This is a genomic window from Stenotrophomonas sp. yr243 (assembly GCF_900184195.1).
GTDB classification, from domain to species: domain Bacteria; phylum Pseudomonadota; class Gammaproteobacteria; order Xanthomonadales; family Xanthomonadaceae; genus Stenotrophomonas; species Stenotrophomonas lactitubi.
Genome location: NZ_FXWT01000002.1, coordinates 1,093,503 through 1,107,260, shown reverse-complemented (window position 1 = coordinate 1,107,260; position 13,758 = coordinate 1,093,503). Strand labels below are relative to the sequence as shown.

General features: G+C 67.3%; 11 protein-coding genes. 4 read left to right on the top strand and 7 right to left on the bottom strand.

The genetic code is table 11. The features are described from left to right. Positions 1-29: 29 nt before the first annotated feature. A complete protein-coding gene (locus QOL57_RS11745; protein ID WP_089237601.1) occupies positions 30-521 on the bottom strand; it encodes a GNAT family N-acetyltransferase in 492 nt (163 codons plus the stop codon). Positions 522-845: 324 nt separating this feature from the next. Between QOL57_RS11745 and QOL57_RS11740 the strand changes: the two genes are divergently transcribed. The 3 genes from QOL57_RS11740 to QOL57_RS11730 are packed head-to-tail and all read left to right on the top strand — an operon-like array spanning position 846 to position 2,645. Beyond that, complete coding sequence (locus tag QOL57_RS11740) at positions 846-1,541, top strand: ComF family protein (RefSeq protein ID WP_089237597.1); 696 nt, start codon at positions 846-848, stop codon at positions 1,539-1,541. A gap of 58 nt (positions 1,542-1,599) precedes the next feature. Beyond that, positions 1,600-2,151 (top strand): HdeD family acid-resistance protein, encoded by a 552-nt coding sequence (locus QOL57_RS11735; RefSeq protein ID WP_089237595.1) that lies wholly within the window; start codon positions 1,600-1,602, stop codon positions 2,149-2,151. Beyond that, positions 2,151-2,645 carry a hypothetical protein gene (locus tag QOL57_RS11730; protein ID WP_089237593.1) on the top strand — a complete coding sequence of 165 codons (495 nt, stop codon included), beginning with the start codon at positions 2,151-2,153 and terminating at the stop codon, positions 2,643-2,645. The genes QOL57_RS11735 and QOL57_RS11730 overlap by 1 nt, the downstream gene beginning before the upstream one ends. A gap of 1 nt (position 2,646) precedes the next feature. Here the strand turns inward: QOL57_RS11730 and QOL57_RS11725 are convergent, their stop codons facing one another. From QOL57_RS11725 to QOL57_RS11700, 6 genes are all read right to left on the bottom strand, one after another. Further along, positions 2,647-4,434 carry an MFS transporter gene (locus tag QOL57_RS11725; RefSeq protein WP_089237591.1) on the bottom strand — a complete coding sequence of 596 codons (1,788 nt, stop codon included), beginning with the start codon at positions 4,432-4,434 and terminating at the stop codon, positions 2,647-2,649. 164 nt (positions 4,435-4,598) lie between these two features. Then, positions 4,599-5,714, bottom strand: a complete 1,116-nt coding sequence (gene nagA, locus QOL57_RS11720; RefSeq protein WP_089237589.1) for an N-acetylglucosamine-6-phosphate deacetylase — start codon at positions 5,712-5,714, stop codon at positions 4,599-4,601. Further along, positions 5,711-6,487, bottom strand: coding sequence for a DeoR family transcriptional regulator (locus tag QOL57_RS11715; protein ID WP_089238167.1), 777 nt, complete (start codon positions 6,485-6,487; stop codon positions 5,711-5,713). The genes nagA and QOL57_RS11715 overlap by 4 nt, the downstream gene beginning before the upstream one ends. Positions 6,488-6,520: 33 nt before the next feature. Continuing rightward, positions 6,521-7,855 carry a D-tagatose-bisphosphate aldolase, class II, non-catalytic subunit gene (locus QOL57_RS11710; protein WP_089237587.1) on the bottom strand — a complete coding sequence of 445 codons (1,335 nt, stop codon included), beginning with the start codon at positions 7,853-7,855 and terminating at the stop codon, positions 6,521-6,523. Between the two features lie 17 nt (positions 7,856-7,872). Then, a complete protein-coding gene (locus QOL57_RS11705) occupies positions 7,873-8,811 on the bottom strand; it encodes an ROK family protein (RefSeq protein ID WP_089237585.1) in 939 nt (312 codons plus the stop codon). Then, the gene (locus QOL57_RS11700) at positions 8,804-9,958 is read right to left on the bottom strand and encodes an SIS domain-containing protein (protein WP_089237583.1); all 1,155 of its coding nucleotides are present in this window, start codon (positions 9,956-9,958) and stop codon (positions 8,804-8,806) included. Before QOL57_RS11700 ends, QOL57_RS11705 begins: the two co-directional genes overlap by 8 nt. Before the next feature lie 321 nt (positions 9,959-10,279). Between QOL57_RS11700 and QOL57_RS11695 the strand changes: the two genes are divergently transcribed. Then, on the top strand, positions 10,280-13,639 hold the full coding sequence (locus QOL57_RS11695; RefSeq protein ID WP_089237581.1) for a TIM-barrel domain-containing protein: 3,360 nt from the start codon (positions 10,280-10,282) through the stop codon (positions 13,637-13,639). Positions 13,640-13,758 lie beyond the last annotated feature (119 nt).

The window sequence follows — 13,758 nt, the reverse complement described above, 5'->3', positions numbered from 1 at the left end:
CTATCCGCGAGCCGAGGCGCTCCCCTTCGTCATATCGCCCTGATCAGGAACAAGCGGAAATCTGTTCCTTCGGACCCGGTTGGGACGCTGTACGCCATTCCTATCCTTGCAAGATTGCGCTCCCAGAATGCGTGCGCTGCATGGTCCTTGCGGAATGTGGCCAGCAACCATTCCCCCGTTGTTGGCCGCACAAGCTCTGCAACCACCGCAGATGCGATGCCTTTGCCGCGATGCTTTGGAAGGATGAACAGATCCGCCAACTCTGGCAGGCTTCGCCCCTGGAACTCGACGTCATCCACCTGGACAAATCCACACAGCAGGCCATCGAGCCAGAGCAGACGGGTCCACTCAGGCTCTTCCTGCAGCCGGGCCTGGACATCGGCAAATGCGCAGTCGTAGAGACCATCGGCGCGGATCTCTTCATCACTCCAGGCCGAAGCTTCGAAGTAGTACAGCTGCATCAACCTGAAGACCACATCCGCGTCATGCGCAGTTGCTTTGACAAGCGTCAGTCCGTCCATGCAGCAGAGATCCGTCCAGGGCAACGTGCCCGTGGTGATGATAGCTGGCGGCGGATCCGCAGGGATGGTTTGCCGCGCCCTCGGACAGCTCGGGCGTGATGATTGTCCGCGATCCCTTCGATCGCGCCCGCCACCATGTGACCTATACCTCGGCCAACCGCGGTCTGGGCATCCGCGTGGTGGAGGGAAAGCCCGCGGTAGCGGGTGCGATGCAGGCTTACGGCCGCGCAAGACGCGGTCCCCAAAGGCCAACGCTCCCTGTACTGACATGCTTCCAGCCCCTTCACCGATGGGCAGCCTGCGCCTGCAGGGCGATGCTGCGGCATGCGCTTCCCACTGCCTTCTGCTCTTGATGAACCATTACAGGCTGCCTTTCGCCTGCTGCTGCCGCTACGCTGCCTGGTCTGCGGCGAGCGCGGCCATGACACCCTCGATCTCTGCCCCACCTGCCTCGCCGAGCTGCCGTGGACAGGTCGCGCCTGCCTTCGCTGCGCGCTGCCGCTACCGGATGAAGCCCCGCCCATCTGCGGGACCTGCCGCGACGAGCCGCCAGCGCAGACCGCAACCCATGCCAGCCTGTTGTATCTGCCGCCGGTCGATCAGCTGCTGGTCCGCTACAAATTCCATCAGGATCTGGCTGCTGGACGCCTGCTTGCGCAGTTGATGCTGCGCAACCCGCCGCCGTGGTCGTGCGCGCCGCTGGTACCCGTGCCACTGCACCGCAAGCGACTGCGTCAGCGTGGCTACGACCAGGCCGCAGAGCTGTGTCGCCTGCTGCAGTTGCCGACGTGGCGCGGGTTGTATCGTCGTCGCCACACCGCCCCGCAGTCCGAACGCAGCGCCGAGCAGCGCCGCGACAACCTGTTCGACGCCTTCGATGTGCGCGGCGCCATCCCAGCGCGGCTGACCATCGTCGACGATGTGATGACCACCGGCAGTACCGTGCTGGAGATTGCAGAGACGCTGCGGCTGGTGGGTGCAGCGGAGGTGCGTGCATGGGTCTGCGCTCGCGTGCCGTGATCGCTCCTTTCATCGACAGGGGATAGGATGATCACGAACCCGGATCGAAGGAGTGGTCATGAATTCCCCCTTGTCTCCCCTGTTGTCGGCTGTTGGACGCAGCTGGTGGATACTGCTGCTGTACGGTCTGGTCGCGCTGGGCTTCGGCATCATCGCGATCGGCTGGCCGATGTCGGCGGCCATCGCGCTGGCGTGGACGCTGGGCGTGATGGCCATCGTCGAGGGCGTCATCAGCCTGCTGGCGCTGATCACCGGTGCCAGCGGCGCCTCGCGCGGCTGGCTGCTGCTCTACGTGGTCGCCTCGCTGGGCTTCGGCATCCTGGCCGTGATCAATCCGCTGGCCACTGCCAGCGTGCTGGTGCTGTTCCTGGCGGCATGGCTGCTGGTGGCGGGCATCTATCGCATCGTCTTCGCCATCCGCGTACGCAGGCAGATCCAGGGTGAGTGGCTGCTGATCCTCAGCGGTGTGCTGGCCATCGTGCTGGGCCTGCTGTTCGCGGCCAATCCGTATGCCGGCGTGGCGGTAACCACGTTGTGGATCGGCATCGGCAGCCTGCTGTACGGCGTGCTGCAGGTGCTGGTGGCGTTCAAGCTGAGGAAGCTGCGTTGATGCGGGGCTGGAGCAGGTGGGCGCTGCTCGGCAGCGGCCTCGCGGCGTTGCTGCTGGTGGGCTGCAACCGGGTCCTTCCAGCGGAGACACGGCACCCGCCGCGGCAGGGTGTGCAGGTGCAGATGCGTGTGGTCGATCCCGATGGCCGCGCTACCCTGCAGTGGCAAGGGCGCAGCATCGCCGTGAAAGAGCCGCCGATGCTCACCAGTGCCGATATCCTCGACGTGCGAGCGGAGCTGGACGCCGCCCACCAGGCCGTACTCGAACTGACGTTCCGCAAGGAGTCCGCCGGCCGGTTGCTGCACGCGACCGAGGCCCTGCTGGGCAAGCAGGTCGCCCTTACCGTCGATGACCACGTGCTGTCCGTGGCCACCATAGCGGGCCCTTTTGGCGAGTCCATGCAGGTGGTTGGTACGGACATGAGCGTGGCCGAAGTGCACGACATGGCGCGCTACATCGTCCACGGCGGCCCTGCGCCGTCACAGCAGCGCTGAATCAGCGCTGCTTTCCTGCGAATCCGGCTTCGATCTCTTCCAGCGAGCGCCCCTTGGTTTCCGGCAGCCACAACGCGGCCACCAGGAAGAACACGAACGTGCAGCCGGCCCAGAACAGGAACATGCTGGCGTAGCCGTAGTGCCCCACCGTCGGCAGGAAGATCGCGGCGATGGTGGTGGACACGAACTGGTTTATCAGCAGCGCGATGCTCATGCCGTTGGAGCGGATGCGGTTGGGCATCAGCTCGGACAGCGCCAGCCACACGCACACGCCGGGGCCGACGGCGAAGAACGCCACGAACACCAGGATGCAGGCGGCGACGGCCCAGCCATGCGCGGGTGGCGGGATCGGGCCGATGCGTGCCTGCTCGATGCGCAGCGGTGCCTGCGCGGCACTGGCCGGGTCGGCGAACGGATTCAGGTGCAACGTGCGGAAGAACGCGCCGATGACGCTGTCCGGCTGCACGGTGCCGGCGCGTTCGACGCGCAGCTCGCGGTCGCTCAGGTTGTCGCTGCGCAGGGCGCGTACGTTGGTGAAGTCGCCATAGGCGTAGGACACGGTCAGCTGCAGCGGCCGGCCCTCGCGGTCGACGCTACCGGCAAGACGCTGCCACTGCGCTTCGTCGAGTACCAGTTGCAGGCCGTCGCCACTTACCGCCGCCTGCAGCTGCGGCTGCACGTCGGCGCGACCACGTTCGGCCTGGAAGAACAGCGTTGCTGCGGCCAGCAAGGCAACGCAGATGCCACCGCTGCCCAGCATCAGCAGGAACTTGCGGCCCTTGCGGTCGACCAGCAGCAGCGCGACCACGGTCATCACCGCATTGAGCAGCTTGATCGCCACGTCGGCGCCGTTGGCGACCGAGCCGGACAGGCCCGCCTGGTTGAGGATGTTCACCGCATAGGCCAGCACCGAGTTGATGCCGGTGGCCTGGGTGCAGGCCAGTACCACGCAGGCCAACACGAACGGCACCACGTAGCGGCGGCTGAGCAGCGGGTCACGCTTGCCGCTGCTGCTGCTCGATTCCGGCGCCTGGATCTGCGCCAGCGTGGGCTCGACGTCGGCAGCGGGCAGCACCCGCTGCAGGCTGCGCCGGGCATCATCGATGCGGCCACGGCGCACCAGCCAGCGCGGCGATTCGGACAGCCAGAAGATGCCGGCGCAGAACAGCAGGCCCGGTGCCAGGCAGGTCCAGAAGATGGTGCGCCAGGCGTGGTCCTTCACCGCGAACAGTTCCTGCGCCTGCTGCGCGACCGGCAGCGAGCGCACCGCTTCCGCGGCGGCGTCCACGGCATGCGCGTGGTACAGGCCGATCAACGCGGCCAGCACCAGGCCGACGGTCAGCAGCAGCTGGAACATCGCCGCACCCCGGCCACGTCGTTCCGGGCTGAGCACTTCAGCCAGGTACAGGGGAATGACCACGCCGATCAGGCCACCGCTGACACCCTGCAGCAGGCGCCCCAGCAGCAGCGGGGTGTAGCCCGAGGCCAGCGCCATGATCGGGATGCTGGCGGTGAACAGGATGCCGGCCAGCAGCATCGCACCGCGACGGCCGATGAGGTCGGCGATCATGCCGGCGAACAGCGAGGACAGCACGCTGCCCAGCAGCACCGCAGCGACGACGAAACCGAGTTGCTGGCTGCTGAGCTGCCAAGCGTGGCTGGCGGTGGCTTCAAGATAGGGCAGGGCGCCGGCGATGATGCCGATGTCGATGCCGTACAGCAGGCCACCGAGGCCGCCGATGAAGAGCAGGTAGCGTACGGGCCAGCGCGGGGCGGTGCTTGCAGTCATCGATAGGTTCCCAAGGGGCGGAGTGCCTTCTGTAGAGCCGAGCCATGCTCGGCTGCTTTCCGTTCCGATATCGAGGTACCCGGTGCCGCGCCTCGCGCGCGGTGAGCCGAGCATGGCTCGGCTCTACAGGGAGCCTGCGCGGCATCCAGGCCGCATCGGGTGCTTCAGTGCAGGTCGATCACGCGGCCACCGACCACGACCTGCTGCAGGCGCAGTTCCGCATCCAGCACCACCAGGTCGGCGCGGGCGTCGGGCGCAATGCGGCCGCGATCGTTCAAGCCCAAATAGTCGGCGGGGAAGGTGGACACGCGTTGCGACACGTCAGCCAGGTCCAATCCCACCTGCACCAGGTTGCGGAGCGCCTGGTCCATGGTCAGCGCGCTGCCGGCCAGTGAGCCGGTGGCCAGGCGCACGCAGCCGCCGCACTTGTGCACGCGCTGCTCGCCCAGCGCGTATTCGCCGTCGGGCATGCCGGTGGCGGCGGTTGCGTCGGTCACTGCATACAGGCGCGGAATGGCGCGTGCGGCCAGGCGGATCACGCCGGGATGGATGTGCTGCAGGTCGGGAATGATCTCGGCGTACTGCGCATGCGCCAGGGCAGCCGCGGCGATGCCCGGCCGGTAGTGATCGACGCCGGTCATTCCGTTGAACAGATGGGTGAAGCCGGAAGCACCGGCCTGCAATGCGGCCACGCCTTCCTCGTAGGTGCCGGCACTATGGCCGAGCTGCACGCGGATACCGAGTGCGGACAGCGCGGGAATCAGCGCGGTGTGCTCGCCGATCTCGGGCGCCAGCGTCATCACCCGGATCGGTGCCAGCGCGTGCAGCTGCTGCACCAGCGCCATCGTCGCCTCGATCGTGCGGTTGGGCTGCGCGCCCAGTCGCTGCGGGCTGATGAAGGGGCCTTCCAGGTGCACGCCGGCGATGCATGCCGCATCGGCATCGGGCGCTGCCATTGTTGCCGCAACGCCCTGCAGCGCGTACTGGATCTCGTCCAGGCCGGCGGTCATGGTGGTCGCCAGCAGCGTGGTGGTGCCGAAGCGAGCATGGGTGCGGGCGATGGTGCGGGCCACATCGCCGCCCTGCATCAGGTCCACGCCGGCCGCGCCATGCACGTGCAGGTCGATGAAGCCGGGCAGGATCATCGGCAGCTGCGGGTCATCGCCGCCGCTGTGGTCGTCCACCTGCAGTTGGCGCACGTGCGAATCGAACTGGACCTGGCCGCGACGCCAGCCCAGTGGGGTGAGGATGCGGCCGTGCAGGGAGCGGGTGTCGGTCATGCGGGTGGCTCGGCGATGATCACTTCGATGCCCAGCCGCTGCAGCCCTTCGCGGGTTGCCTCGTCGATGCCGGCGTCGGTGATGATGGCGTGGATCTGATCGAGGCGGGCGATGCGGTGCAGGCTGACGCGGCCGAACTTGGAGGCGTCGGTGAGCACCACGATGCGCCGTGCGCGTTCGACCATGCGGTGGTTGAGGCGGGCTTCGGCTTCGTCGTGCGTGGTCAGGCCGAACTGCAGGTCCAGGCCATCCACGCCCAGGAACAGCGTGTCGAAACTGTAGGAGTTGAGGCTGGCCTCGGCCTGGCTGCCCTGCAGCGACAGCGATTGCTGGCGCAGCAGGCCACCGGTCAACAGCACGGTGACGCCGGCGGCGTTGGCCAGTTCCCAGGCGATGTTCAGGCCATTGGTCATCACCGTCACATCGCGGTGTTCGCGCAGGTGGCGGGCCAACGTCATGGTGGTGGAGCCGGAGTCGATGATGATGTTGTCGCCGGCCTGCACCAGGCGCGCGGCCGCGGTGCCGATGGAGTCCTTCAGCGGCAGGTTCAGCGCGTCCTTTTCATGGATGTCCTGTTCCTGCGGCGGCGTTCGCACCAGGGTGGCACCGCCGTGGGTACGCGTGGCCAGCCCCTGCGCTTCGAAGTGGGTCAGATCGGCACGGATGGTCACCGCCGACACGCCGAAGCGCTCGACCAGATCGGCCACCTGCACCGAGCCATGCTCGATCAGCAGCTGCAGGATCTGTTGTCGGCGGGAGCGGGTGTTGCGCATGGCCATTCTCGGTTTCGCGGGGAAAGGTAGAGATTAGCCGTTCGCAAGTACGGCGGCAGCCGGACTTGCGTTGTGCTTGCGGGATCCGGCTTGGTTGGCGCTGCAGGCGCGGGCGTATTCGCCCAGGCACAGGCCGATGCGATGCTGCACCAGGGCGGTAGGCGTATTGGCCAGGGTGCCCTCGCGCACGGCGCGGTACTGCTCCGGCAGATACTGGCTGAGCAGCACCAGCGGCGGTGCGTGCTGTTCCAGGTTGGCGAACAGGGTCTGCACGGCCTGCAGCAGCGCCGGCTCGCCCCAGTAGTAGCGGCAGCGGTCGCTGAAGGAATAGCTGCGCAGCAGGCGCAGGGTCGCCTCGTCGCCCTGGTAGTAGGACTGCCAGGACTTCGGCTGCGCCACCATCACTTCGTCCAGCACCTGCGGCAGGCGCGAGCACTGCGCGGCCGGCAGCAGCTCGGCTTCGATGGCAGCCAGCGCGAACAGCGCTTCGCGGTAGGCGAAGGTGGCTGCGGGGCCGACCTTGAGGATGGCGAAATGGTCGCGCACCAGGGCATGCAGGCCACTTTCGCGCTGGTAGTCGGTGGAATGCGCTTCGAACACGATGCGCGGCTGCTGTTCGAGGAAGTCGGCCAGCTCGCTGGCGGCGGCTGCGTCGTACTCGTGCACGCTGCTGTGGTCGAAGTCCACGCCCGGCTGCACCACCATTGCCAGCACACGCTGCCATGCATCGCGCAGCTGCGGGGTATCGAAGGCCTGCTGGTGGATGACCAGGGTCTGTGCGGCCGCGGCCGGCGTGGTCACCTGCAGGCCGCCGGCCAGCGAGGCTTCGCCACCGGGAATCGGCACTTCGGTGCCGATCACATAGACCGGTGGCGGCAGGCCGTGTTCGGCGGCGGTGCGCTCGGCGATTTCAGCCAGTTCGGCCGAACGTGCAGCGACGATGGCATCGGGCAGCGGTACCGGGTCATCGGCGCAGGACATGCTGCAGTCCAGGTGGATCTTGTGGAAACCAGCGGCGACGTAGGCCTCGATCAGCACGCGCGCATGGGTCATCGCTTCGGCAGCCGGGCGCTTCTGCCAGGCATTCGGGCCGAGGTGGTCGCCGCCGAGGATCAGCCGCTCGCGCGGGAAGCCTTCTTCATCGGCCAGCGCGCCGACGTAGTCGCGGTACTGCGGCGGGGTCATGCCGGTATAGCCGCCGAACTGGTCGACCTGGTTGGAGGTGGCTTCGATCAGCAGCACGGTAGCGTGCGCCAACGCCACATGCATGGCCGCACGCAGCACCTGTTCGTTGCTGCAGCAGACGCTGTACAGGCCGACGTTGGCACCGGCGCGGTGGGAGGCAAGCAGGGTCTGCAACGGGGACATGGTCAAGCTCCGGTCAATCAGGAAAACGAGGGTTGGCAGGCCAGCAGGGCGGCACCGCGTGCGCCACCGGCATCACCGAAGCGCGGTGGCACGATGGGCGGCACTTGCACGCCGTTGAACAGATGCGCGGCGATGGCCGCAGGCAGCAGCTGGTACAGCGGTGCGTACTGGGAAAGGCCGCCACCGAGCACGATCACGTGCGGGTCCAGGGCCAGCACCAGTGCGGCGAGGCTGTGGCCGAGCAGATCGCGGTGGATGTCGAGCGCCTGTCGTGCACGCGCGTCGCCGGCTTCGGCCAGGCCGATCACCACGCTGGCATCGGCAGCGCTGCCACCGAGGTGGCGCTCGATCATCGCCAGGCCACTACCGGACACGTAGCGTTCCACGCAGCCTTGCAGGCCGCAGGCGCAATCGATCAATGGCAGGCCATGGCGCTGCAGCAGGTGGCCCGGCACGCTCCAGTGGCCCCATTCGCCGGCCAGGCCGTTGAAGCCGGACAGCAGGCGTCCCTGCAGGCAGAAGCCGCCACCGGCACCGGTGCCGAGGATGGCGCCGAACATGCTGGGGTAGCCATCGGCGGCGCCGCCATGCGCCTCAGAGAGCGCAAAACACTGCAGGTCGTTGCCGAAATGCAGCGGACGCTGCAGGCGTGCCTGCAGATCGGCCGCCACGCATTGGCCGGTCAGCGCAGGAACATTCGCGCTGAGCTGGCGACCGCTGCGACGATCTCGCACGCCGGGCAGGGCGATGCCGATGGCCGCATCGCGGCGACCGAGCGCGGCATCGGCCTCAGCGACCAGTGTCACCACCGCTTGCAGGAAGCCGTCGTAGTCACCCTGAGGGGTGGCCACGCGACGGCGCCAGGTGACCTGCATCGCCGCATCGCACACCACCAGCTCGGTCTTGGTGCCACCGATGTCGATGCCGTAGCAGGCGTTGGCGATCAGCTCAGCCATGGTGGATGGTGACACCCTTGACCACGCGGTTGACGGTACCGTCCGGGAACGGATTGTCCGGGGTCAGGCCAAGTGCGGCCGAACGCTGCAGCGCGTACAGCTGCGCAAAGCCCAGCCACACCGGCGCAAGCCACGGGTCATCCAGGGCAGGCGCGGTGAGGGTGTAATCATCATCGGCGCCGATATCCGAATGCGGGCCGATCGACAGTACCTGGCCGGCCACGCCATCGCGGCGCAGTTCTTCCAGCAGATCCTGTTCATAGCGGCGCGCCAGCGGCTGTACGCTGCGCAGCACGACCACCAGGGTGGTGCCGTCCAGCGTGGACTTCGGGCCGTGGCGGAAGCCGAGCGGGGTGTTGGCCAGCGCCAGCACGCGGCCGGCGGTCAGCTCCAGCACCTTCAACGCGGCTTCGCGTGCGAGTGCTTCCAGCGGGCCGCTGCCAAGGTAGATCACCCGGTTGAACGGGCGCTGCGCCAGCGCGGCCACCGGTGCGTCCCACTGCGCCAGGCCTTCGCGGGCGAGACCAGCAATCTGTTTCAGGCGCGCGATGCGCGCATCCCACGGCGAACGGTCGAATACGGTCAGCGCGGCCAGCAGCATGCAGGTCAGGCTGCTGGTCATGGCGAAGGCGCGGTCGCAGCTGGCCGACGGCATCAGCAGGGTGCAGGTGTCGGCACGGCCGGCGCCACGACGGGCCAGTTCGCCATCGGCATTGCAGGTGATATCGAGGAAGCGCGCATCGTCCACGTCGCTGCGCACGCGATCGACGGCGGCAACGCTTTCGGGGCTGGAGCCGCTGCGGCCGAACGACACCAGCAGGGTCGGACGGTCGCGCTGCAGGTACAGCGCCGGGTGGGTGAGCAGGCTGGTGGTGTGCACCACCCGCACCTCGGCCGGCCATTGCGCGTTGATGGCATCGGCCACCATTTCGGCGATGAAGCCGGAACTGCCGGCGCCGGTGAACAGCACGCGCTGGTTCGGGTCATTGAGGCTGTCGCCGAGGAAGGCCTGCAGGCGGTCGCGGGCACGCGACAGATCCTGTGCAAGGGCTTCCCACAGCGCCGGCTGCTGGGCGATTTCGGTAGCGGTATCGGCTCCGCCGCGGCGCTGCCAGGCGGACACATCGGAAAGCAGGGTGACGTCCATTCGGAGGTTCCAGTTGGGCCAGCGCACCATCTGCGTTTTCTTTCGAAATGTCAAATACCGAAAGTAAAAAGAAAGATATTGCGGTTCCGACTTTCCCGGCGCGGCATGCCGCTGGAAACGAAAGAAACCGCCAGATGCCGTATCGCACAATGCTTAACAGGGGACTGCAAGCGCTTACACAAAGTATTGCAGCGCAACAACTTTCGTTTCATATAAATATATCTTCCTTTTTCCTTTCAATTTGTTGACATCTTTCGAATCGCTGCCCTAGAGTCGGCCCAACCGCTTTCGAAACGCCCGGTGAACGGGTTGGGAGTCCGTGTGGAAATCTGCGTTCGTCGTTCGCCCCTGCTGCTGGCCCTGTTGCCGGCATTGCTGTCGGCGTCCCTGTCGGCCCAGGCCGCACCGGTCGGCAACCTGCGCTCGGTCAGCGCCAGTGCCAGCACCGACGGTGTAAGTGGCTGGGACCTGCAGACCGACAACGGCACCCGCATCCGCATCGAACTGCCGGCCACCGACATCATCCGCGTGCAGGCCGGCCGCAACGGCAAACTGACCGGTGCCGGCGACAAGGCCGCGCCGATCGTGCTGCCGCAGCCCAAGGCCAACGTGCAGGCGCAGCTGGAAGAAGACGCGCAGGAGATCCGCGTGCGTACCGCTGCACTGGTGCTGCATGTACAGCGGCAGCCGCTGCGCCTGCGCCTGGAGCGCCTGGACAACGGCCAGCCCACCGCCTTGTGGCAGGAACTGCAGCCGCTGGACCTGGATGCCGCGCAGAGCGTGCAGGTACTGTCCTCGCAGGCCGATGAAGGCTATTACGGTGGTGGCCAGCAGAACGGCCGGTACCAGTTCAAGGGCCGCGAACTGGAAGTCTCGTACTCCGGTGGCTGGGAAGAGGGCGATCGCCCGAGCCCGGCACCGATGCTGCTGAGCAGCCGTGGCTGGGGCATGCTGCGCAACACATGGAGCGACGGCAGCTACGACCTTCGCCAGAGCGACCAGGCCACCCTGCTGCACCGCGAAGACCGCTTCGATGCCTACTACTTCGTTGGCGCTGATCTGCCGAAGCTGATCGAGCGTTACACCCAGCTGACCGGTCGCCCGAACATGGTGGCGCGCTGGGCGCTGTCCTACGGCGACGCCGATTGCTACAACGACGGCGACAACAGCAAGAAGCCCGGCACCGTGCCCGAAGGCTGGAGCGATGGCCCGACCGGCACCACCCTTGATGTGATTGACAGCGTGGCCAAGCAGTACCGCGCCAATGACATGCCCGGCGGCTGGATCCTGCCCAACGATGGCTATGGCTGCGGCTACAAGCAGTTGCCGGAAACGGTGAAGGGCCTGGCCGGATACGGCTTCCGCACCGGCCTGTGGACCGAGAACGGCGTCGACAAGATCGCCTGGGAAGTGGGCAAGGCCGGCAGCCGCGTGCAGAAACTGGACGTGGCCTGGACCGGCAAGGGCTACCAGTTCGCGATGGATGCCAACCGCCAGGCATTCAACGGCATCCTCGACAATTCCGATTCGCGCCCGTTCCTGTGGACGGTGATGGGCTGGGCCGGCATCCAGCGCTATGCCGTGGCCTGGACCGGCGACCAGAGCAGCAGCTGGGATTACATCCGCTGGCATGTGCCGACCCTGGTGGGGTCGGGCCTGTCCGGCATGGCCTACGCCAGTGGCGATGTGGACGCGATCTTCGGCGGCAGCGCCGAGACCTTCACCCGCGACCTGCAGTGGAAGGCATTCACTCCCGTGCTGATGGGCATGAGTGGCTGGTCGTCGAACGCCCGCAAGCACCCGTGGTGGTACGACGAGCCCTACCGCAGCATCAACCGCGATTACCTGAAGCTGAAGATGCGCCTGACCCCGTACATGTACGGGCTGGTGCACGAGGCCGCGCAGACCGGTGCACCGCCGGTGCGTGGCCTGATGTGGGACAACCCGCGCGATCCGCACGCGCAGGATGAAACCTACAAGTACCAGTTCCTGCTCGGCCGCGACCTGCTGGTCGCACCGGTGTACCGCAGCCAGGCCGCCAGCCGTGGCTGGCGCCGCGACATCCACCTGCCTGCCGGCGGCTGGATCGACTACTGGGATGGTCGTCGCGTGCAGGCCGCCGCCGATGGCCGCCAGCTTGACCGCCAGGTGGACCTGGCCACGCTGCCGGTGTTCGTGCGTGCCGGTGCGATCCTGCCGATGTACCCGTCGATGCTGTTCGACGGCGAAAAACCCCTCGATGAAGTGACCTTCGATCTGTACCCGCAGGGCGATTCGCAGTACACGCTGTACGAAGACGATGGCAACACCCGCCGCTACCAGCAGGGCGAGTCGAGCACGCAGCTGATCCGCGTGCAGGCGCCTGCCCAGGGCAGTGGCCCGGTGCAGGTGCAGATCGATCCGGTGCAGGGCCAGTACAACGGGCAGCTGGCGCAGCGCCGCTATGGCCTGCGCGTGCTCAGCCGGCAGGCGCCGCGTGCAGTGCAGTCCGCCGGCCGTACGCTGCCTGCGCTGGCCGACGCGACCGCGTTCAACAGCGCCAACGAGGGCTGGTACTTCGACGCCAAGGAGCGTCGCGGCACCCTGCACGTACGCACCGCTGCGCAGGACATCCGCCAGCCACTGCAGCTGCAGCTGGACTTCGCCGTCGCCGCCGCGGCCGCCGACGATGCCTACCCGGCCGCACCGGTGCTGGGCCGCGAACTGCCGGCCGACAGCCTGCTGGTGGTCAACCGCCCGGCCGAAGAACCCGGCCATGCGCTGGAAAATGCCTTCGATGATGATCCGGCCACGTGGTTCCGCAGCGTGCGCAACCAGGCCGTGCGCACCGGTGCCCATGAGTGGGTGATCGGCTTCGGCGAACGCAAGATGATCGATGGCATCGACATCGCGCCGCGCAACGACAAGAACTGGAAGCATGGCCAGGTACGCGACTACGAGGTGTACCTGGGTGACAGCAATGGCGAGTGGGGCGAACCGATCGCCCGCGGCTACCTGCAGCTGAAGGAAGGCGTGCAGCGCATCGACTTCCCTGCCCACGCCGGTCGCCTGCTGCGCTTCCGCGTGCTGAGCGTGCAGAACCCCGAAGGTGATGGCGCCAGCAGCACCGATCCGATGGTGACTGCCGCGCAGGGCAGTGCGCGTGCCTTCGATGCGCTGCAACCGCGCGACGTCGGCCCGATTGCCCTGTCCACCTTCCACATCCTCGAACACCAGGAACCGGAGCGACCGGCCCGGCAGCGCTATCTCTCCGAGCTGCCGGTGCCGGCCGCGCTGGCCAGCCAGGTGCGCGCCGACAAGGTGTTCACTGGTGACGCTGGCATGCGCATGAACGGCCTGCAGTTCCGCCGTGGCCTCGGCGTAGCCGCCAACAGCCGCATCGACCTGCGGTTGCAGGGCGGCTGGCGCCTGCTGCGTGCCGACCTTGGCATCGACGACGCCTGCCGCACGGCCGGTGGCCTGCAGTTCCAGGTCTGGGGTGACAACCATCTGCTGTACGACAGCGGCCTGGTGAAGGCACCCGGCGTGGTCAAGCCGGAGCTGGACATCCGTGGCCTTTCCACCCTGAGCCTGCGCACGCTGGGTGCGCAGGGCAGCCAACCCGCCCAGGTCTGTGCCAACTGGGCCAACGCCGTGCTGATCGGCCAGGAGGGCGACTCCGCCAGCATCGTCGCCCCATGACCGCCACGTAACACCGCTCCTCCCCCGCCCATTCCGACTACGGCTTCACCACGACTGTGGGGGCCGTGGCCCGGGAGCGTTTTGCCCGCCGATCCACCATTCGCGCCGCACCCCTGCCA